Genomic DNA, 21,501 nt, shown 5'->3' with positions numbered 1-21,501 from the left:
TTTTATAGTACAAGAGTGCGACGCAACAAAAGCTAAATAGATATTCAACAGTTAAGTCAAAAAAATAAAAAAGAGCAGTATGCAACTGCTCTTTAAAAAATTTAAAACAATACAATCATTAGAACGGAAGATCATCGGCAACTTCAGCCATATCTGGCGTAGAAGCTGCGGGTGCAGGCGTTGCACTATTATATGATGATGCCTGTGTATTATTATAACTACTACCAGAAGCGCTGCCATCTTCATTATTCCTGCTGCCCAGCAACTGTACGTTTGTAATACGCAAACTTAATGCTGCACCCTGGCGGCCATCATTTGTTTGATAAGTGCGTACATCAGGCGTGCCTTCTACATACACCTGTGTTCCTTTTTTCAGATAGGGTGCAACAGCTGTTCTGTCTGTCCAGTAAGCACATTCAACCCATGTGGTTCTTTCTTTTTGGGTGCCTTGTGCATCGCGGTATTTTTCTGTGTGTGCAACGCTGAAGTTGATCACAGTTTTTCCATTAACGGTATTAACTACCGAATCTTTACCAAGGTTTCCGATAACTTGTAATTTGATCATAACACTGAATTTTAATTTAGCAATAAAGCAAGATACAAAAAGAATTATTGCTGTAAACCTGTTTATGGCGGGTATGGATAAGTTCTGCATAAATAGAAATTGCCCCGTAGGTTGCGGGGCAATTTCACATCGATATATTATGTATTACTTAAGTTCTTTCTGCAGCTTATCGTTCAAAGCCACATAATCATCACTTTTCGCTTTGATTGACAATTCTCTTGATTTATTAGATACCGCCAAAGCTTCTGTTTTTTTTCCAAGTTTTGCAAGCGCTCTTGCTTTTTGATAATACATGTAAAATGCATCAGGGTTCTGTGCAATGGCTTTATCAAGCCATGCTACAGCCTGATTAAGATCTTTACCATTTTCTATATAATAAAGCGCTGCCTGGAAATAAGGCTTGTTATCTCCATCCATAATTTCTTTTATTTGCGCAGACACTTTGCTGTCAATATCAGTGCTGATAGGGAGTTCTACATATACATTATCCCACATAATGCCAAGCGTAATGCTGGAAGATTTGATATTTCCAAATAACATCGTAAACGTTTCAACTGAAAATGGCAGCGTCTGTGGTGTAATTTTTATTCTTACGACATCCTGGTCTTGTTTGTACGCAGCAGGGCTGGTTACATCTAATTGTTTGGTAATAATAACCGTCCATTGTGAAGCATCGGGAATAGTCAGCAGACCATATTTACCGGCAGGAACTTTAGTATCTCCAATGGTTACGTCATCACCAAAAGTTAATGTAGTGGCGCTGTTAGCGCCTGTGCGCCAAACTTTACCGTAAGGAACAAGGTCTCCAAAAATAGTGCGGCCTTTCATTCCCGGCCTGGAATAAGAGAGTTCAATGCTCGATAATCCAAAATTCTGTTTTACTTCTTCTGTTGGAGAAGGTTGCGGTGTACGCAATTCCTGCGCATACACGTTAACAAAAAAAGCTGAAAGGGCAACAGCAAAGGCTAATTTCTTCTTCATGAATACGAGTTTTTAGTAGTGTGATTGTGTTTTGTAAGTAATGCTAATAGCAAGTTCAGTTGCAGTGCAAAGATATAAAGGTAAAGTTCTGCAACGCCGCTCCCAATAAATAAATTTTATACCCCACCGTTCTTCAATTTTAATATTACTTTCTCATTTCCGCCCGCACTAAAAAGTTTGTTCTGAAATTTTTTATGCTGAACTTCGTTCCATTAAAAAAATAAAAGCTATGAAAAAATTGCTTTCCGTTACATTATTTGCAAGTGTACTGTTTCTTAGTCTCTCTGCATGTGCACAAGGCGATAAAGGTGCAAGACCTAGTCCGCCTGCAACTGCCGTAGGCAAAAGCGCCAGCGGTGCAACTATTACAATCAATTACAGTCAACCTGCTTTAAAGGGAAGAACCATAGGTAAAGATGTAGAACCTAAAGAAGGCCAGGTATGGCGTGCAGGTGCCAATGAAGCCACTACTTTCCAGGTTGATAAAGATGTAAAAATAGAGGGGCAAACATTACCTGCCGGTAAATATGCTTTCTTTACTATCAACAAAGGAGATGAGTGGACATTGATCTTTAATAAAACATGGGATACCTGGGGTGCATTCGATTATCAAAAAAATAAAGCCAATGATGCTTTACAGGTAAAAGTAAAGGCAGGCAAAACAGATAAGCCGATGGAAAGGCTGACTTATCTTATTGACAAGTCTGGCAAAGTAAGTCTTGTATGGGGTACATTGAAAGTAGATTTTACTGTAATGTAACTGTGATAATCTTTTAAAGAAAAAGGGAGCCATCAATGGTTCCCTTTTTCTTTGGTAAAGGCCACATCACTTCAAAATGTTCAAAAGAAAAATGCTTATAACTTTGTCGTATGGAATCAACAACTAAATTATCTGTCAATATAAACAAATTTGCCACACTGCGAAACAGCCGTGGTGGCAATAATCCTGATGTTGTAAAAGCCGCCATAGATGCACAGCGTTTTGGTGCGGATGGTGTTACGGTGCATCCACGCCCCGATGAAAGACATATCCGTTATAATGATGTGCGGGAAATAAAAAAGATCATTACTACAGAATTCAATATTGAAGGCAATTGCTCAGAGCAAAAGTTTGTTGATCTTGTACTGGAAACAAAACCGCAACAGGTTACATTGGTACCGGATGCACTGGGACAGATAACCAGCAACCATGGATGGGATACCATTACACATAAAGCATACCTGCAACAAATGACTGCAATTTTTAAAGCCGCAGGCATACGTGTTTCTATTTTTGTTGATCCCGTTATTGAAATGGTGGAAGCTGCTGCAGAAACAGGTACAGACAGAATTGAATTATATACCGAAGCATACGCCATCAATTTTCTTAACGATAAAAACAGAGCAGTAGCGCCTTATACAGCTGCTGCTCAAAAAGCAAAAGAACTGGGCCTTGGTGTAAATGCCGGTCACGATCTTGACCTGCATAATTTAAAATTTTTTAAACAGCAAATACCATGGCTCGATGAGGTGTCCATTGGTCACGCTATTGTTTGCGATGCCTTGTATTTAGGCTTTCAGAATACTATTCAAATGTATAAGCGACAACTTCAGTAGCATTTATTTTTTTACCAAACTGCAGCAATTCTATTAAACACCTGTTGCGTCGCACTCTTCAACGTTTATATAAATATTCGGCTGATGCAAAATGAATTTTATAATTCATACTTCCTCAAAGCTGAAAACAAAAAAGAAAGTACAAGTGTGCGACGCAACAAAAGTTTAATGCTTAACTAAAAGTCAGGCTCAAAAAAATTATTACAAAGAGAAGTAGTATAAATTATTTCAACACTTGCTTTAGTGTTTCGTTTAGTTGCGGTCCACGCAAATTCCTGGCAATAATAACGCCGTTGGGGTCTATAAGAAAATTCTGAGGTATAAGGTCTACATGATATAAACCGGATACTTTATTATCTGCATCCCACAAGTGTGTCCATGCAAGATGATCTGCTTTGATAGCTTGCAACCAGCTCTCTTTTTCTCTGTCAAGTGACACACCTAAGATGGTAAAGTTTTTATTTTTATAAGTATTGTACGCAGCTACTACATTTGGATTTTCTCTCCTGCACGGCCCGCACCAGCTTGCCCAAAAATCTACCAGTACATATTTGCCTTTGAACTGCGATAAAGAAACATCTTTATCAACTGTATCTTTTTGTGTAAAATCTATTGCAGTAGTTCCAACTGCACCAATTTTTGAAGTGGCAATTACCTGTTGTATATTTTGTGAAAAACGGCTTTTCAATGCCTCGCTGCCAAGTACCGAAAATCTGCGTTCCAGCAAATCAGCATCTTTGTTAGGATCCATATCATAACTATAAGCAAGCACCAACGCAGCAACAGGACTATTCTTTCGGCGGTTAACAAACCTGTCTATACTTGTTTGATAAATATTGTATGCTGTATTAAGCATAATACCGGCAGAATCCCTCCCACCTTGTGTTGCAGCGCCCTGTGCTTGCGAACGATAATAATTTACAAAATCTCCAAGTGGTTTAATTTCATTCATGAATTCTTCGTACTCAGACTGCGTGGAGGAACCGGTAATTGTAACATCGCTCAACGTGGTGTTCGATGCAATAAGATTGATGGTTTCATTGTCTATAAAAAGGTACAATCTTTTTGCAATAGAAGGCATTATCAGCATTACGCCATCGGCGTTATCAAATTTTCCGGAAAGTATAAACTTATTTTCTTTTACAATAGCTTTTGCAAGCGTATCATTCTCTCCATTTACCGCCAGGTAAACAAGGCTATTATCAGGTAATCCATTTATGGTACCATTAATAACAAAGCCCTCATTATGCTGTGCCATTACACAAAGCGGCACCAATCCCAACAACAACAATAATAAATTCCTCATATTATTTATTTGAATGACGGTTTTGTAAAATATACAAAACGTCCTGCAATTTATAGCCTTTGGCGTTAAGTAAAATCAAATAATGGAAGAGCAGATCGGCAGATTCATTCAGGAACAATTCATCATTTTTATCCTTTGCTTCTATTACCACTTCAACAGCTTCTTCTCCTACTTTCTGAGCTATCTTATTAATGCCTTTTGCAAAAAGGCTTGCCACATATGAATTTTCAGGCGCGGCTTTGCGGCGCAGGTTAATGATGTCTTCGAGGTAAGATAGAAAATCTTCGCTGTGATTTTTTTCACTCCAGCAGGTATCAGCTCCTGTATGGCAAACAGGCCCTAATGGATTTGCTTTTACCAGCAACGTATCATTATCACAATCTGATGTGATACTTTTCAGTTCCAGAAAATTGCCGCTTTCTTCCCCTTTTGTCCATAAACGTTTTTTGCTGCGGCTGTAAAAAGTAACCTTGCCTGTTGTCTCTGTTTTATGAAATGCTTCTTCATTCATAAAGCCAAGCATCAAAACTTTGTGCGTGGTATAATCCTGCACTATAGCGGGTACCAGCCCATCCGCATATTTTTTAAAATCAACTTTCATAATTGTTTCCCTGCAAAATGAAGAGCGAAGTTATAGTATTTTTTACGTTGCTGCTGAACAGTCATCCTGTTAAAGAGATTTTTGTACCAAGCCATAAATCATTGTTGAACCCCTGTTGCGTCGCACCCTTGTACTGTATAACTTTTGCAGAGCAGAACAACTTTACATACCCAAAATTTTCTTACTACAGGCAATCCTAATGATGCAATAATTTTCATACTGCTTTATTAATTGGAAATCTTTTTTCCCTATCTTACTCATCTTTCTTATTTCGCTCCTGTTCAATTATATTTTGTTGTACAAGTGAGTGACACAAGGGACGATGACCCATGCACTAAAAGCTGGCGTCATAATTACATTCTTACAAACCGGAAACTGTAAACTGAAAACATCTGCTATGAAAATTGAAGACATCAAAGTGCTTAAAGGCCCCAATTACTGGAGTGTGCGCCGTTTGAAATTAATTCAAATGCGTTTGAATCTGGAAGAGCTTGAACAATCTCCTACCAACAAGATCGATGGCTTTTTGGAGCGTTTGGAAATTATGTTTCCCACGATGTATGAACACCGTTGCAGCGAAGGTGTGCCCGGTGGATTTTTTAAACGTGTTCGTGAAGGCACCTGGATGGGGCATGTGATAGAACACATTGCACTCGAACTACAAACGCTGGCTGGTATGGATTGTGGTTTTGGCCGCACACGCACTACGGGTGAGGAAGGCATTTATTATGTAGTGTTTAGTTATATGGAAGAAGATGCGGGTGTTTATGCAGCAAAAGCATCCGTAAAAATTGCACAGGCATTGGTGGATGGAGTGCATTATGATCTTGCAGAAGATATACAACGTTTGCGTGAAATACGCGAAGACACAAGGCTTGGGCCTTCTACAGGTTGCATTGTAGAAGAAGCGTTGAAACGTGGTATTCCTTATATACGTCTGAATAAACAAAGTCTCGTACAACTTGGTTATGGTGTGCATCAAAAAAGAATTCGTGCAACCATTGCTAGCACAACAGGAAATATTGCCGTTGATATTGCCTGTGATAAAGAAGAAACAAAAGCACTATTAGAAGCTGCAGAAATTCCTGTACCACGTGGTACTGTTATCCGCAATGAAGAAGGATTAAAAGATGCCATTGTGAAATATGGTTACCCATTGGTGATAAAACCAATTGATGGTAATCACGGAAAAGGCAATACTACCAACATCACTACTTGGGAGCAGGCTACTAAAGCGTTGGAAGCTGCGCAAAAGTATGGCCGCAGTGTTATCTGTGAAAAGTTCATAACAGGTTTTGATTTTCGTATCCTCGTTATTAATTACAAATTCATCTGCGCTGCATTGCGCACTCCTGCTGCAATTACAGGAGATGGTGAACATACTATTCAATGGCTGATAGATGAAACGAATAAAGATCCACGCAGAGGATATGGTCATGAAAAAGTACTGACGCAAATAACCATTGACCAGTTTACACAAAAGATGCTGGATGAAGTGGGTTATACAGTAGAAACCATTCCGCCAAAAGGAGAATTGGTATTATTGAAGCCAACAGCCAACTTATCAACCGGAGGCACTTCAACAGATGTAACAGATGAAGTGCATCCTGCAAATATTGTAATGTGTGAGCGCATTGCCCGCATCATCGGTCTCGATATTTGCGGCATCGATATTATGGCAAAAGATCTGCGCACACCGGTAAGTGAAAATGGTGGCGCTATCCTGGAAGTCAATGCAGCGCCGGGTTTCCGCATGCACATAGAACCAAGTGAAGGTTTACCACGCAATGTGGCTGAGCCAGTAATTGACATGTTGTTCCCCAACAGAAGTGAAGGCCGTATTCCAATCATCGCCATAACCGGAACGAATGGTAAAACAACCACAACACGCTTAACAGCTCATATATGTAAAACTGCAGGAAAAAAAGTTGGTTACACTACCAGCGATGGTGTGTATATACAAAATCAACTGCTGATGAAAGGCGATTGTACCGGACCATTGAGTGCTCAATTTGTATTAAAAGACCCCACTGTAGATTTTGCAGTGCTCGAATGTGCAAGAGGTGGTTTGTTGAAAAGTGGTTTGGCATTTCAGAATTGCAACGTAAGTATTGTTACGAATGTTACAGCGGATCATCTAGGACTTGGTGGCATCGATACTTTAGAACAAATGGCTCGTGTAAAAGCTGTAATTCCTGAAACGACATTTAAAAGTGGCTTTGCTATTTTAAATGCAGATGATGATCTGGTATATAACATGCATAAAGGCCTTGAATGTAATGTTGCTTACTTCAGCATGGATGAAAATAATCCGCGTATCAAAGCACATTGTGCTGAAGGTGGTTATGCAGCAGTGTATGAAAATGGTTATGTAACAATCATGAAAGGCACCTGGAAGATTCGTGTGGCAAAGGTTACAGACATTCCTATTACTTATGGTGGCAAAGCATTGCATAATATTATGAATACATTACCTGCTGTGCTTGCCACATATCTATTTAAAGATATTTCCATTGAAGACATACGCAGTGCATTAAGCACATTTGTTCCTTCTGCTTCGCAAACACCGGGACGTTTGAATTTATTCGAGTTCCGCACATTCAAGTTCCTGGTTGACTTTGCACACAACCCTGCAGGTCTTGAACTACTTTGCGATTTTGTAAGTAAGATGGATGGCACACCAAAAGTGGGTATCATCAGCGGTACTGGTGACAGGCGTGATGAAGACATTAAAGATCTTGGCCGCATCTCTGCCACATGTTTTGATGAGATCATTATACGCCAGGATAAAAACCTGCGTGGCCGCACCGCAGAAGAGATTGTAAATTTATTGGTAGAAGGAATTAATGAAACAAGAGCAAAAGAAATTCCTATTACCATTATCTACAATGAGAAGGAAGCGATCATGCATGCCTACAATACCGCAAAGCCCGGTTCTCTTGTAACCATTATGTGCGATGTGGTTGCAGAAGCGCTTGATCTTATAAAAGCTTTGAAAGAAAAAGAGGATGCAGAAATATTAGCGGCTGTGTAGTGAATGATTTTTATAAGGCCGGTTATCATATACATTTTTTGATAGCCGGCTTTTGTATTTACAAATCTGGCTATTATTTTATTTTGGTATTTGTGAATGCCGCTTTATTTTTTTGTCACTAGCTGCGGCATTTTATGGCATCGATTGTTGTGTCACTCACTTGTGCGTTTTGAAGGGTATTAAACGTTTAATACAATAAAATAAAATTGGTAACTTATCGATTGCCGCTTCACATCCAAATTGCACAAGAGTGCGACGCAAGAAAAGCTCCTATGAAATACTGCAGCCGGTATCATAAGTATCTACATACCCGGCCGGCGAAACTTAATATAGCTATTTTTGATATCTTCTGCAATGGCTTTAATGATAGCGTCTTTACGAACCTGGTCAGCAAAAGATGGATCGAATAAAACTATTTTCCCTTCCTTAATAATATAAGAAAAGCCAAAAGCATTTTCTAAAAAAAGAATGCCTTTAAATAATTCTCCTTCTTTTGTATTTATACGGGTATATTTTAGTTTATACAGCAACCCGCGAATTTCACAACTTGTTTGTAACATAGGAATTTGTTTTTACTATAAATCAATTGCCCATTACGCAGCAATTTATTTTCTTACATTAAAGCTACGCTATAAAAGCGGTGGGTAACTTTAATTGCACATATATCTCAAAACCTTATGTTTATCTGCATATATAATTTAACAACGTAAAATTGTGTAAGATTGATATAAAATTTTGCTCAAAACTTATTGCGCTTTATAACGGCTTCTTATTTTGGAGCTCTTTTTGTCGGTATTTTTTCCATCGAATTAGAACAAAATATCATAAGGCAAAAAATAATTTATTCCTCTCTTTTATTTCTTTAACTTACGCAGTATTGGGCTTTTCTGTTTATCCTTTCAAACCGTACCGCTAACAAATCTATCACACCAGTTTAGTTAAGTAATACGCCAGTACTGTCTTTGACATGTTATGATCATTTAAAACAAATTGTATGAGAAAAATTATTGCCTTGTCGTTTATTGCAGCATGTATATTTTATTGCAACAGTGTAATTGCACAATCACATCAGGTATTAATCAAAGCACTTGATGGAACTACGCTATTAAACGGTGGCTCTGTTGTGCCCGGACACACCGGTGAAATTGATGGACTTTCTTTTTCTCAAGGAGAGAGTGGCTGTCCCAGCGGTACCACAGGCTGCCAAACATCCACCTCAGAGTTCAACTTTATGATGTCTATAAATCCTGCTTCCGTTTTATTTAAGAAACTACTTTATAATGGCACAAAACTTACCAGTGTGGATGTTTATATGATAAAACCAGGAACTACCGCTTTTACCTATTATAAGATTCGTATGGAAGATGTTACTATAACGTCAGTTCAGGAATCTGCCAGTTCTGAATATCCCACTTTTGCTATTTCGTTAAGTCCGTCAAGAATTGCGTGGCAGCAACGCAAACAAAGAGCAGATGGCAGCGGAGGGGACAAGACAACCTATGGCTGGGATGTTCAATCCAATGCAGAATGGAATTATGTTTTCCCATAACAGTTACCGTTGTAGCTAAGTGAATCATTCTATTGATGCACAGTCCATAGCTGAGGTGCACATTTTTATCTGTAATAAAAATTCATGCTGATGAAAAAATACCTGTTATTATGCATACTTACCGGCCTGATGCTTTCGCGAAACACTGAAGCACAGCTAACGGCATCTAAACTGCCTGTTCAAAAAAAAGCAGCAATGCCGTTTGCATTTACTCCCATACGGCCAGCTGAAAATATGATACAACCTGCTGAAAGAAAAATAAATTTCGTACATATTGATCTTTTAGAACCCAGTGTTATTACATTCAAAACGGCTGAATTTATAAATAAAGCAAAAGCAAATTGTTTATCTCTAAAAGATCAGAAGCCTGCACTTACCCTTAAAGCAGAGAGAGCAAACAATTTAACCATTGACCTGAATTGGGAAACAAAATATGCGTTCAAAGCATCGGGCTTTAATATTGAAAGATCACCTGCCGATACCTTTCATTTTGCCACTATTAATTTTGCATTGGCTTCAACAAAAACCAACTTCAAAAAGAATTATCATTTACCCGATTATAATGATTACAGCGGTGTTACTTTCTATCGTATCAGGCAACTCAACAGTGATACAACTTATGGCTATTCAAATATTGTTTCAGTAAAAGGACCCGATGCCGTGCCTTTCAGGATGTATCCAAATCCTGTATCAGACAGACTTTGGATAGAAATTATAGCGAAACAAAGTGGCAATGGCTCCATAATTGTTTTTGATGGCACAGGCAAAATACTACGTCAGCAATCCACATCTTTTACTGAAAATAAGCTTGTTATGGAAAGCATTGATGTAAGACAACTGGCAACCGGTCTTTATCTTGTGAGGATATTGATGCCAGATAAAACTTTATTTACCCAAAAGTTTATAAAAGAGTAGCCAGATAAACTTTACTTTTAATCTGCGAAAAAAATAATTTTAACGACAGCAAAAACTATACAGTCGTTTACATTCCCATTTATCTTATACAATCCTGTCCTGTTTACTTTGTTGCTTTATAAGTAAAACGTACAAGTGTGCGACGCAACAAAATCTTTATGCAGATTCTTAACCCTGGCTCAAAAAAATATTTCGCTTCTCTCTTACCATTCGTCAGCCATAAACTACTCTTTACATAAATTAACTGTTTACCGGTATCAATATCCTTGAATTTTGAATCTACGAAAAAACTAGTAGTGTAACATTTTGCACACTTATCCCGTTCAGCATAAAACCTTTATACAGGATCATGAAAACCAGCACTGCATTATTCATCTTTTTTCTGCTTGTTTCTTTTAGAAGCACGGCACAAACAAACAAACCCAGGGTGCTTGATGCAAAACGTACAGCAGGCATTTTAAAAATTGATGGAGTGTTAAATGAGGAAGCATGGAAAGATGCAGCTGTAATGACTGATTTGGTTTACTTCAGACCAAAGATGGGCGCTAAAGAAAATTTTGAAAACAGAACAATTGCCTATTTAATGTATAGTGACGAAGGGATTTATTTTGGGGGCTTTTGTTATGAAAGAAGCAAAGACAGTATTGCCACGCAACTTATGGGAGTGCGTGACGGCTATGGAACCAATGATTATATCGGGGTTATTTTTGACACATACAATGATAAGCTAAACGGCTTTGAATATTTTGTGACGCCATTAGGTGAACAATGGGATGCAAAAATGAACCCGCCAAGTATGGATGGAGACATGGAAGATTTTAGCTGGAACGGCGTATGGAAAAGCGGTGCCGTTATAACAGATAGTGGCTGGAGTTTTGAAATGTTCATCCCTTTTTCTGCTATTCGCTTTGGCAAAAAAGATGTGCAGGATTGGGGCGTTAACATAACACGCAGAAGAAGGAAAACAGAAGAACAAAATACGTGGAATCCAATTGATGTAAATGTAAATGGCTTTCTTACACAGGAAGGTATATGGAAAGGCTTATCGAATATAAAGCCACCATTGCGTTTGCAATTCTCACCTTATTTGTCAGTTTATGGCAATCATTACCCATATAATAATCCTGCTGAAAAAAACTGGACAAGCCAGGTTAATGGTGGCCTTGATGTAAAGTATGGCATTAACCAGGCATTTACTTTAGATGCTACGCTGATACCGGATTTCGGGCAGGTGCAAAGTGATAACCAGGTTCTGAATCTTACACCGTTTGAAGTAAAATATAATGAGTACCGGAATTTCTTTACAGAGGGAACTGAATTATTTAGTAAAGGAAATTTATTTTATTCAAGAAGAATAGGCGGCTCTCCTATTCACAGGTATGATGTGTATAATGAGATAGATAGTTCAGAAAGCATCATAAAAAATCCAACGGAATCTAAATTGATCAACGCTACAAAAATTTCAGGCCGTACACAAAGTGGCCTGGGCATTGGCTTTTTAAATGCGATCACTAAACCACAATATGCCACAATAGAAAACACTTCAACAAAAGAACAGAGCCAGTTACTCACCGATCCATTGACTAATTACAATGTATTTGTTCTTGATCAAACCCTGAAACACAATTCCAGTGTATCACTTATCAACACAAATGTATGGCGCAGCGGCAAAGATTATGATGCTAATGTAACAGCAGGCCTATTTGAATTAAATAATAAAAAGAACACTTATAACCTTGGTGGTAAACTTGCTGTAAGCAATCGTTTTGGCTATTTATCAGAAGGAAAAACAGAAACCGGTTTTAGTCATGAATTACATTTTGGTAAAACCAGTGGCCGTTTTAATTTCAATTTGTCACAGGAAAGAACAGATACCAAATATAGCAGTGATGATATGGGTTATTTTACCAATAACAATTATATCAATCATTATTTATGGATGGGCTATCATTTTAATGAACCAAAAGGTTGGTATAATCGCATCAATGTTAACTTCAACGTTAACAGCAGCATGCTTGCAAAGAAGATTGCACCGGTAGATGAAAAATATCAATCTGCAGGTTTTAATGTAAACGCTAACGTACAAACCAAAAAGCTTTGGTTCTTTGGAATATTTACAGGGTACAACTTTAAACAAAATGATTTTTATGAACCAAGACAAACCGGTTGGTTCTTTAAGCGTGGTAGTAATATAATGGTAGAAGCATGGGCCGAGAGTAACGACAGTAAAAAATATTCTTTCTTCATAGATGCGTTTACAAAAACAGGCATAAATTTTTACGGCCAGTTTAGTGCAAACATCTCTATGGGACAAAACTTTAGGATCAACAATAAATTAAGTCTTTCGCATAATTTAAATCTCTCCCCGCAGTTGAACAATATGGGCTATACTTATGTTGACGGAAGCAGTGATATCAATTTTGCAAAACGAAAAGTAAACACAGTTGAAAATACGCTAAGTGTAAAATATAGTTTCACCAACAAGATGGGAATTACTTTCAGAGCAAGGCATTATCTAAGTACGGTTGACAACAAAGATTTCTTTATACTTCAACACGATGGAACGCTAAAACCTAATCCAGACTTTCATCCTGACGCAAACCAAAATGTAAATTTCTTTAATATAGACATGGTTTACTCATGGCAGTTTGCGCCGGGAAGCTTCATCAATATTGTTTGGAAGAATGCAACGCAGTATTTCAGTAACGATGTAGAATCACGCTATTTTGAAAACTTCAAAAACACGATCAAATCAGACAACAATAATAATCTCTCTCTAAAGGTTATTTACTTTCTAGATTATTTAACGCTGAAGCAACATGTAGCAAAGCCGGATAAAAATTTGAAATAAAGACAAATTGTTTGTTTACCAGCAAAAGTTTTTCATAGCATCATCTGTTGCGTCGCACACTTGTACTGCAAAATAATTCAAAAGTCAAAATTCAAAAAAGTCTTCGTGCTTTTGAATTTTGACTTTTTACTTTGTTCAATAATGAATTGAACGTACAAGTGAGTGACACAACAGAAGCAACATTGCAGCTCTTCAGCCCGTCAAATAAAAATATTACAACAAAAATTTATTACTGCCAACTTTCAATGGATATGGTTTTCCTTTCCATACAAATCTTCCGGAAGTATTTGCAGGTAAAGTAATTTCAATATTCCATTTACCTCCATCCATTTTATAACTGGTAACAATTGTTCCGTTTGGATGCGGAACAGAACCTTCTGCATTTTTCAAATCGCCAAGATGTGGTTCAATTTTTATTTTACTAAAACCTGGTGCATCGGAATCAATACCGAGAATAGTTCTGTAAAATTCTATATTTGGACTTGCACCCCATGCATGACAATCAGAACGTGTTTCACTTATGTTTGAAATCTCTGCCCAAGTGGTCATGCCCATCTTAATATTGTCCCGCCATATATCAAGCCATTTCAAATAATCATTTCCAAGGCCCGCTTTGGTATAAGCCATGTGCAAATAATATTTGAAATAAATAGATGCTGGTGCCAACAAATTATCTGTCTGTATTTTCTTTGCCAATGCAGTTGCGTCGCTGCCTTCAATCGTGTTGGTAAGAATTGCCAACGCATTTGCATGTTGTGAGTAAATATCTTTATCATCTGTATCTGCAAAAAAACCTTTGGATGCATCCCAATATTTTGCACGAATCGTTTTCTGTAATTGCATTGCTTTATTTGTATAAGTGGCTGCATATTCTGCAGAACCTAAATGTTTCTCCATATCTGCGGCAACCTGTAATGCCCACAGCAATTGAAGATCAAGCACAGCAGAGCTTCCGTCTTTACTATAAGGTGCCGTGCCACCGCTCCAGCCTTTGCGGTCATCAACCCAATCGGTGAACATCCAGTAAGGCACGCCTTTTAATGCTCCATCTGTCTGCTGATATTTGCTGTAAAACCACAACACATTTCTTACACCCTGCAATTTGTCCTTTATAAAATTGCTGTCGCCACGATACATCCAGTAATCATGCAACATGCCAATATACCACAAAGAAAATGTTGGGATCTGTTGCGGAGAAAAAGATGGATGTCGGCTCAACGTTATTCCTTCTGCAATGCGTGAATGATCCATTTGATTGATGGCATTGCGCACCAAACGATCATCACCACTGTTGTACAATGTTACAAGCGCCTGTATGCGGCTGTCGCCAATATATTGCAACTGTTCATAATAAGGGCAATCCATGTATGTTTCCATAGCACATGATCTTGCAGTGCGCCAGCCTATTTCCAAAATTTTATTTAGTGTATCATTATCATCTGCAGAAAATTTTGCATTCAGTTTAAATGGATACCCCGTGAATGTTCCATAAAGATCATCCAAGGTTAACGGTTCATCTTTTGTTTGAACAGTTAATTGTATGTAACGAAATGTTCTGTACGATAAAGTAGTAAAGTCTTGTTTATCTTCTCCACTTGAAATAATGCTGTCTCTTCTGCCAACAAAATATTTTCCTTCTACCACATCACGGTTTCCTTTAGGTTGCATGCCTCTGCCTGTAGGATCTTTCTCAAACAAAGCTTCTGCATATTTCAATGTTATTGCTGCATCTTTGCCTTTTGAGAATTGCAATGTTACATATGCATTGGTTAAATAAGATTGATCCAGCAACAATATTGCATTTGTATTTGCAGGAATAGTGAAAGAAGTTTTTGTCGCAGGAAAACCTCCCGGTGCATTTATTCCTGTTGCTTTTCTTAACGCTTTCAACCGTTGTGTTGTTCTTTCCATTTGCGGCAATGGAGATGGCACCATCATCCAACCATTAATATCACCAATGCCTTTTGGTGAAGCTCCGGACCAGTTCTGCGATGCTTTCAACCATTGACTATCATCAAAATCATTTTTCATCCAGCCCTGCACGGATTGTTTCATATCAACCAACTCACCCGGACCTGCAACATAATAAGTATAATAGCCAACACCTGTTAACGGCTTATAAGCCACATCACGCATACATTTCCATGAATCGTTTGTATTTACTGCAGATTCATTTTGCGTGTCTCCCTGCATAACAAAACCAGTACGGTTTGATATCTGTCCTTCCGGTCTTTCATCGCCATCATTCCAGACAATTGCAGCCAATGTATTTTTTCCGGTAGTCAAATATGCAGCAATATCAACAGTTTCAAAATTCCAGTAATACAGGTCGCTGCGTGCCGGACCAAGCGAAACAAGATTTCCATTTACAAATAATTTATACCTGTTATCGCCGGAGACATGCACTACAAAAGAAGATGGTTTGCCGGTAACATCAATATTCTTTCTGAATAAATACACCCCATATTCTTTTGATGGTTCGCCGGGGACCGCGATCCACCTGGCTTTCCACTGTTCATGCAAAATAGATGGATCTATTTGTTGTGCAACCAGATTGCTAAAAAAAACAAAGCCAAGTAAAAAGCATTTTATTTTTTTATTCATAGCAAGAAGATTTTAAAAGAAATATTTATGACCCCAACTTTACAGCAACTACCAGACTTTTGTTGCGTCGCACACTTGTACACTATAGCGTTGTTCGGCAAATACATTGCATAACAAGTTTACGAGTAATTCAAATACAAATAGTGGAAACATGTAAACTTATTATTGCTGAAATATTTTCCTGCGTACAAGTGTGCGACGCAACAACAGCCCAATTGTTATTCAATTGCCTGGCTCAAAAAAACATTTGAATAAATTAAACACACATCAACTATTTTTACAAGTACGCTTTAAATTCTTTTCAATGAGATCTGCCATCACTATTCTTGCATCAATAATATGTATTGATGCAGCAAACGCACAAAGCATTCAGCATTTTGATCCTGTTGTTTTTTCAAGAGTAAATATTACAGATCATTTTTGGAAGCCTAAAATGGATCTCGTAGCAACTACTACACTTAATGCATGCATTTACCAAACGGAAGTGGCTACGCCACGCCTTAGAAATTTTGAAAAAGTGGCAAGAAAGAAAGGCGAGAAACATGAAGGGATTTTTTATGATGACAGCGATGTATTCAAGGCACTGGAAGCAATGTCTTATTCAATAGCCAATGATCATGATTCTGCGCTGGAAGCAAAAGCAGATGAATGGATAGATAAAATTGCTGCGGCACAATTACCGGATGGCTACCTGAATACCTATTTTACTTTGAATGATCTTAGCCTGCGATGGACGGACATGAGTATGCATGAAGATTATAATGCCGGTCATATGATTGAAGCTGCAGTTGCCTATTACAATGCAACCGGCAAAAGAAAATTTTTAGATATATGTATTAAATGGGCTGATTATTTTGATTCTGTTTTTGGTCCCGGTAAAAGGCATTGGGTTACCGGTCACGAAGAACTCGAACTGGCACTTGTGAAATTGTATCGTGTAACGGGTAATAAAAAATATTTAAACCTATCGCATTGGTTACTTGAAGAACGTGGGCATGGCTATGCGCATGGTTATACATGGACCGACTGGAAAGACACTGCTTATGCACAGGATGTGTTGCCGGTAAGTCAGCAAACAGAGATAACAGGGCACGCCGTAAGGGCAATGTATCTCTATACCGGTGCTGCCGATGTAGCCGCACAAACCGGCGACACCAGCTATATGAATGCGATGAAAAATGTATGGAATGATGTTGTAGGCCGGAACATGTACATCACCGGCGGTATTGGTTCATCGGGCGGTAATGAAGGTTTTAGTAAAGATTATGATCTTCCGAATGAATATGCTTATTGCGAAACCTGTGCATCCGTAGGCATGGTTTTCTGGAACCAGCGCATGAACGCATTGACAGGCGAAAGCAAATACATGGATGTGCTTGAAAGAAGTTTATACAATGGTGCACTTGATGGCATTTCTATTAGTGGCGATCATTTCTTTTATGGTAACCCACTTGCTTCAAATGGGCAGAATAGCAGGCGTGAGTGGTTTGGCACAGCGTGTTGTCCGGCTAATATTGCACGATTGATCGCTTCTCTCGGTAATTATATTTACGCGAATAATGAAAAAGATATCTGGGTGAATCTTTTTGTAGGCAGCAACACAAATATTGCATTAAAAAAGGGAAATGTTGGCATACGCATGGAAACAAATTATCCCTGGGATGGTAATATAAATATTACTGCGCAACCTGATAAGAAAATGCAATATGCATTACATATACGCATTCCAGGTTGGGCGGTAAATACGCCGGTGCCCGGGGATCTGTATGGATACACTGATCATTACAATGATTCAGTAACAATTCTTGTAAATGGGAAACCTGCTACTTACAATACAGAACTTGGCTATGCTGTAATTGACCGGGAATGGAAAAAAGGCGATGTTGTTACCATGCTGTTGCCAATGCAGGTAAGAAAGATTGTTGCCAGGTCAGAAGTTACCGCTGATGCAAACAGGATCGCATTACAACGTGGACCACTTGTTTACTGCGTAGAAATGAAAGATAATAATGAAGGTGTATGGAATTTGTTGCTGCCACAAAGCTCTACATTTATCATAGTAAATTCTAATGTATTGACTGAAAAGATAGTTGCACTGGAAGCAAAGGCATCTGTGATTGTTGCCGCCGCTGATGGCAATTCCGTAAATACTCAAACAACAACCATTAAAGCAATTCCTTATTACACATGGGCAAACCGCGGCAATAATGCCATGCAGGTATGGTTACCCACAAAAGTAACTGCCATAAAAATCAATTGACCTGAAAGTTTGTGAAGTAACACTTGTGTTGAACTTTATTTCTGCAGCACAAGCGTGCGACGCAAGTAAGCATAATAGCAGTAATGCAGTTGGGTAAATAAAATTATTGCTTCACACCTTCGAACGTCATACCCAGTGCATCCATTTTTATTTTTACAACTTTGCTAGTTGCATCTCTTGTAAATGTAACAGTAGAACCATCCGCACTGGTAAATTTATCTTTCGCATCTTTTACCGGCTGAAGTTCGCCGCTGTTGGTTCTTACTTTTGCAATCAGCTTTCCATTCTCTGCAACGATCTCAATCATATCAACCATGCCGCCACCCGTTTTATATTTTCCAATGTAGTCGTCAACGTTTATACTGCTTGCAAGTGTTGTAATTTTTGGCACTTCAAAATGATATTTACCGGAACCAACATTTATTACAACATAACCATCTTCAACACCATTTACCCTGATATCTGTACTCAATGCCTTGCCACTTTCCATTACTGAACCTGCAGTTGAAGCAGGTAAATAAATTGTTGCAGTTGTGTTTGCAGGAATAGTAACATCCATTAAAATTTTATCAGCATTAATTTTCCATCCGCTGCTAACAGTTCCATAATAAGTTTTAAGAGAAGCCGATGCATTTGTAAAATCTCCCCCGATATGTGGTTGAATTTTTATGTGCTTATAACCAACACCATCTTCGTATGTATCAAGACCAACCATCTTGCGATACATCCAATCGCCGATAGCACCATACGCATAGTGGTTGAATGAATTCATACCCGGTGTTTGAAAAGTACTGTCAGGTTTTTCGCCGTCCCATCTTTCCCAGATCGTTGTGGCACCCATCTTTACAGGATACAACCATGAAGGATAAGTATCCTGCAATAACAATTTATAAGCAACATCTGTAAACCCAAAACGCGTTAACACATGACAGAGATATGGCGTGCCAAGAAAACCCGTTGTAAGGTGATTACCATAACTTTTTACATTATCAGCCAAACGCTGCGCAGCCTGCCGGCGTTGGTTTTCAGGCAGCATATCAAAGTTGAGTGCAAGCACATAAGCAGTTTGCGTACTTGAAACGAGTCTTCCACTTTCTGTAACATATTCTTTATTGAATGCATCTTTTATATGCTGCAAAAGATTCGTATACTCATCAACATCTTTGGTGTTGCCCAATACTTTTGCAGCGTTGATCAACAACTGAGTTGAGTTTGCATAGAAACATTGCGCAATTAAATATTTATCGGTAACTGCAGCACGGCCATCATTGTCATCTTCGGGACGATAGAATAACCAATCGCCAAAATGAAAGCCCGTATTCCAGAGATCATTCTTTGCGATCTTGCGAATGCTTTCCACATAAGCTTTCATGCTGCTGTATTGGTTTTCTAAAATTCTTTTATCGCCATAAGCCAAATACATATTCCATGGAGCAATGGTGGCAACATCTGCCCAGCCTGCGCTGCTAATTGCTGCTCCTAATACATTTGGAATTACAAAAGGCACCACACCATTTTGCTGATCTGCTTCAAGGTCTTTCAACCATTTTGTAAAGAAGTTATTTACACGGAAATTAAAAGAGGCTGTTCTTGAAAATGCCTGCGCATCACCGGTCCAGCCAAGTCTTTCATCTCTTTGGGGACAATCAGTTGGCACATCAAGAAAGTTTCCTCTTTGGCCCCATTGAATATTATGTTGCAGTTGATTAATAAGTGCATTAGAAGAAGTGAAGGTGCCTGTTGGTGTCATATCGGAATACAACGTAACCGCTTCAAAATTATCTGCAGTAATTTCTCCGGGGTAATCTTCTACTTTGCAATAACGAAAACCCTGCCAGGTAAAATGCGGATGAAATGTTTCTTCTTCACCACCTTTTAAAATATAAGTGTCCTGTGCTTTTGCTTCACGGAGATTATCGAGATAAACATTACCTTCTTTATCTAGTACTTCGGCATGTGAAAGTGTTATCTTATCTCCTGCATTGCCTTTTACTTTTACCACTACCCAACCAACAAGGTTCTGCCCGAAGTCTATCACCTTCTCTCCTCTTGGTGTGGTAAATATTTTTACAGGCTTGAATGTTTCATGCATTTTTACAGGTTCATTATATTCTGCAAGCAACACATTCATTGAATAATCCATAACTTTTACATCATCCCAGTCTTTATCGTCATAACCGGGATTGCTCCAGCCTTTCTTTTCCATGCGTGCATCAATAGTTTCTCCGTTATATATTTCTGCATAACGGATAGCACCGGTTGATGATTTCCACGAATCATCTGAAACAATTATTTCTTTAGAGCCATCTGAATAGGTTATTTCAAGCTGCATTAATAATGCAATATCTTTTCCATAAACATTAATGCTATTCGTAAACCCAATAATGCCACGATACCAGCCGCTGCCAAGTGTTACGCCAATTGCATTGCTTCCGTTCTTTAATAGATTCGAAACATCATAGGTTTGATACTGCAAACGCTTTTTATAAGAAGTCCAGCCCGGCGTTAAATATGCATCACCGACACGAACGCCATTTATCTGCGCTTCATACATGCCATGAGCAGTGATGTACGCAACAGCAGCACTTATTTTTTTCTTTGTAGCAAATTCCTTCCTGAAATATGGACTTGGCCGCATTACAGAATCTTCTACATAACCTGGTGCAATCCATTTTGCTTTCCAGTCAGCAACATTTAATAATGCTGTCTGAAAAAATGCGGGCTCACTCCATGCTGAAGGCTTGCTTCCGCTGTTATCCCACACACGAACTTCCCATGTATATTTTGTGCCGCTTTGCAGAGGCACACCTTTATACATTACATGCACAGAAGAATCGCTCATTACTTTGCCACTCTTCCAAACATTTCCTTTGGGTGAAGACACCATGATCTCATAAGCCGATTGCATTACATTTCTTCTTGCACCGGCAACCAGTTGCCAGCTAAAACGAGGTTGTGTTACATCAAGACCAATGGGATTGGTAAGATTTTCCGTTAGCAGATATTGCACTTTTAATTGTGCAAAATTTACAAGAACAAATAACTGTAGAATTGCTGTTAATACAATTGCTTTCTTCATGGCAAGTTGGGTTATTGAAACACTAATATAAGCGTTCTAAAATACACCATAAACCTGAGCAACCGTCCTGCACTGTCCTGTAAACCGTATAAATCTCCGTAAATGGAGACTTCAAAATGATAGCGTGGTAAAGATGTGCATTAAGTTTGGATTCAATGGC

Annotated in this window: 14 protein-coding genes; 7 read left to right on the top strand and 7 right to left on the bottom strand. The window is 38.5% G+C overall.

All coding sequences use genetic code 11. From position 1 onward, the window contains the following. Positions 1 to 118: 118 nt before the first annotated feature. Both FRZ67_RS22030 and FRZ67_RS22025 read right to left on the bottom strand, forming a co-directional pair. Positions 119 to 565, bottom strand: coding sequence for a single-stranded DNA-binding protein (locus tag FRZ67_RS22030; RefSeq protein WP_147192724.1), 447 nt, complete (start codon positions 563 to 565; stop codon positions 119 to 121). 144 nt (positions 566 to 709) lie between these two features. Then, entirely contained in the window at positions 710 to 1,546 is an 837-nt protein-coding gene (locus FRZ67_RS22025) for a DUF2911 domain-containing protein (protein ID WP_147192723.1), read from the bottom strand. A gap of 229 nt (positions 1,547 to 1,775) precedes the next feature. Here FRZ67_RS22025 and FRZ67_RS22020 point away from each other — a divergent pair, with 229 nt between their 5' ends. After that, entirely contained in the window at positions 1,776 to 2,306 is a 531-nt protein-coding gene (locus FRZ67_RS22020; protein ID WP_147192722.1) for a DUF2911 domain-containing protein, read from the top strand. Positions 2,307 to 2,416: 110 nt separating this feature from the next. Then, positions 2,417 to 3,142, top strand: a complete 726-nt coding sequence (locus FRZ67_RS22015; protein ID WP_147192721.1) for a pyridoxine 5'-phosphate synthase — start codon at positions 2,417 to 2,419, stop codon at positions 3,140 to 3,142. A 223-nt stretch (positions 3,143 to 3,365) separates the two neighbouring features. On the opposite strand, the gene FRZ67_RS22010 is transcribed toward FRZ67_RS22015, so the two are convergent. Beyond that, positions 3,366 to 4,448, bottom strand: a complete 1,083-nt coding sequence (locus tag FRZ67_RS22010; RefSeq protein WP_147192720.1) for an AhpC/TSA family protein — start codon at positions 4,446 to 4,448, stop codon at positions 3,366 to 3,368. A 1-nt stretch (position 4,449) separates the two neighbouring features. After that, on the bottom strand, positions 4,450 to 5,049 hold the full coding sequence (hisIE, locus tag FRZ67_RS22005) for a bifunctional phosphoribosyl-AMP cyclohydrolase/phosphoribosyl-ATP diphosphatase HisIE (protein WP_147192719.1): 600 nt from the start codon (positions 5,047 to 5,049) through the stop codon (positions 4,450 to 4,452). Between the two features lie 397 nt (positions 5,050 to 5,446). Between hisIE and cphA the strand changes: the two genes are divergently transcribed. Then, on the top strand, positions 5,447 to 8,083 hold the full coding sequence (cphA, locus tag FRZ67_RS22000) for a cyanophycin synthetase (RefSeq protein WP_147192718.1): 2,637 nt from the start codon (positions 5,447 to 5,449) through the stop codon (positions 8,081 to 8,083). Between the two features lie 302 nt (positions 8,084 to 8,385). On the opposite strand, the gene FRZ67_RS21995 is transcribed toward cphA, so the two are convergent. Next, positions 8,386 to 8,643 carry a hypothetical protein gene (locus tag FRZ67_RS21995; RefSeq protein ID WP_147192717.1) on the bottom strand — a complete coding sequence of 86 codons (258 nt, stop codon included), beginning with the start codon at positions 8,641 to 8,643 and terminating at the stop codon, positions 8,386 to 8,388. Positions 8,644 to 9,077: 434 nt separating this feature from the next. Between FRZ67_RS21995 and FRZ67_RS21990 the strand changes: the two genes are divergently transcribed. The 3 genes from FRZ67_RS21990 to FRZ67_RS21980 all read left to right on the top strand — a co-directional run bounded on the left by FRZ67_RS21990 (position 9,078) and on the right by FRZ67_RS21980 (position 13,398). Further along, on the top strand, positions 9,078 to 9,632 hold the full coding sequence (locus FRZ67_RS21990; RefSeq protein ID WP_147192716.1) for a type VI secretion system tube protein Hcp: 555 nt from the start codon (positions 9,078 to 9,080) through the stop codon (positions 9,630 to 9,632). Between the two features lie 90 nt (positions 9,633 to 9,722). Continuing rightward, positions 9,723 to 10,547, top strand: coding sequence for a T9SS type A sorting domain-containing protein (locus FRZ67_RS21985; RefSeq protein WP_158638430.1), 825 nt, complete (start codon positions 9,723 to 9,725; stop codon positions 10,545 to 10,547). Between the two features lie 349 nt (positions 10,548 to 10,896). Beyond that, complete coding sequence (locus tag FRZ67_RS21980; RefSeq protein WP_147192714.1) at positions 10,897 to 13,398, top strand: DUF5916 domain-containing protein; 2,502 nt, start codon at positions 10,897 to 10,899, stop codon at positions 13,396 to 13,398. Between the two features lie 213 nt (positions 13,399 to 13,611). On the opposite strand, the gene FRZ67_RS21975 is transcribed toward FRZ67_RS21980, so the two are convergent. Next, positions 13,612 to 16,002: an alpha-L-rhamnosidase-related protein gene (locus FRZ67_RS21975; RefSeq protein ID WP_147192713.1), complete on the bottom strand. Its 2,391-nt coding sequence runs from the start codon at positions 16,000 to 16,002 to the stop codon at positions 13,612 to 13,614. 304 nt (positions 16,003 to 16,306) lie between these two features. Between FRZ67_RS21975 and FRZ67_RS21970 the strand changes: the two genes are divergently transcribed. Further along, a complete protein-coding gene (locus FRZ67_RS21970) occupies positions 16,307 to 18,262 on the top strand; it encodes a glycoside hydrolase family 127 protein (RefSeq protein WP_147192712.1) in 1,956 nt (651 codons plus the stop codon). A gap of 103 nt (positions 18,263 to 18,365) precedes the next feature. Here FRZ67_RS21970 and FRZ67_RS21965 read toward each other — a convergent pair whose 3' ends face one another. Then, positions 18,366 to 21,341 (bottom strand): family 78 glycoside hydrolase catalytic domain, encoded by a 2,976-nt coding sequence (locus FRZ67_RS21965; RefSeq protein WP_147192711.1) that lies wholly within the window; start codon positions 21,339 to 21,341, stop codon positions 18,366 to 18,368. Positions 21,342 to 21,501: the final 160 nt, after the last annotated feature.

It is taken from the genome of Panacibacter ginsenosidivorans, assembly GCF_007971225.1.
GTDB lineage: Bacteria > Bacteroidota > Bacteroidia > Chitinophagales > Chitinophagaceae > Panacibacter > Panacibacter ginsenosidivorans.
This window is presented reverse-complemented; position numbering and strand designations above follow the sequence as displayed.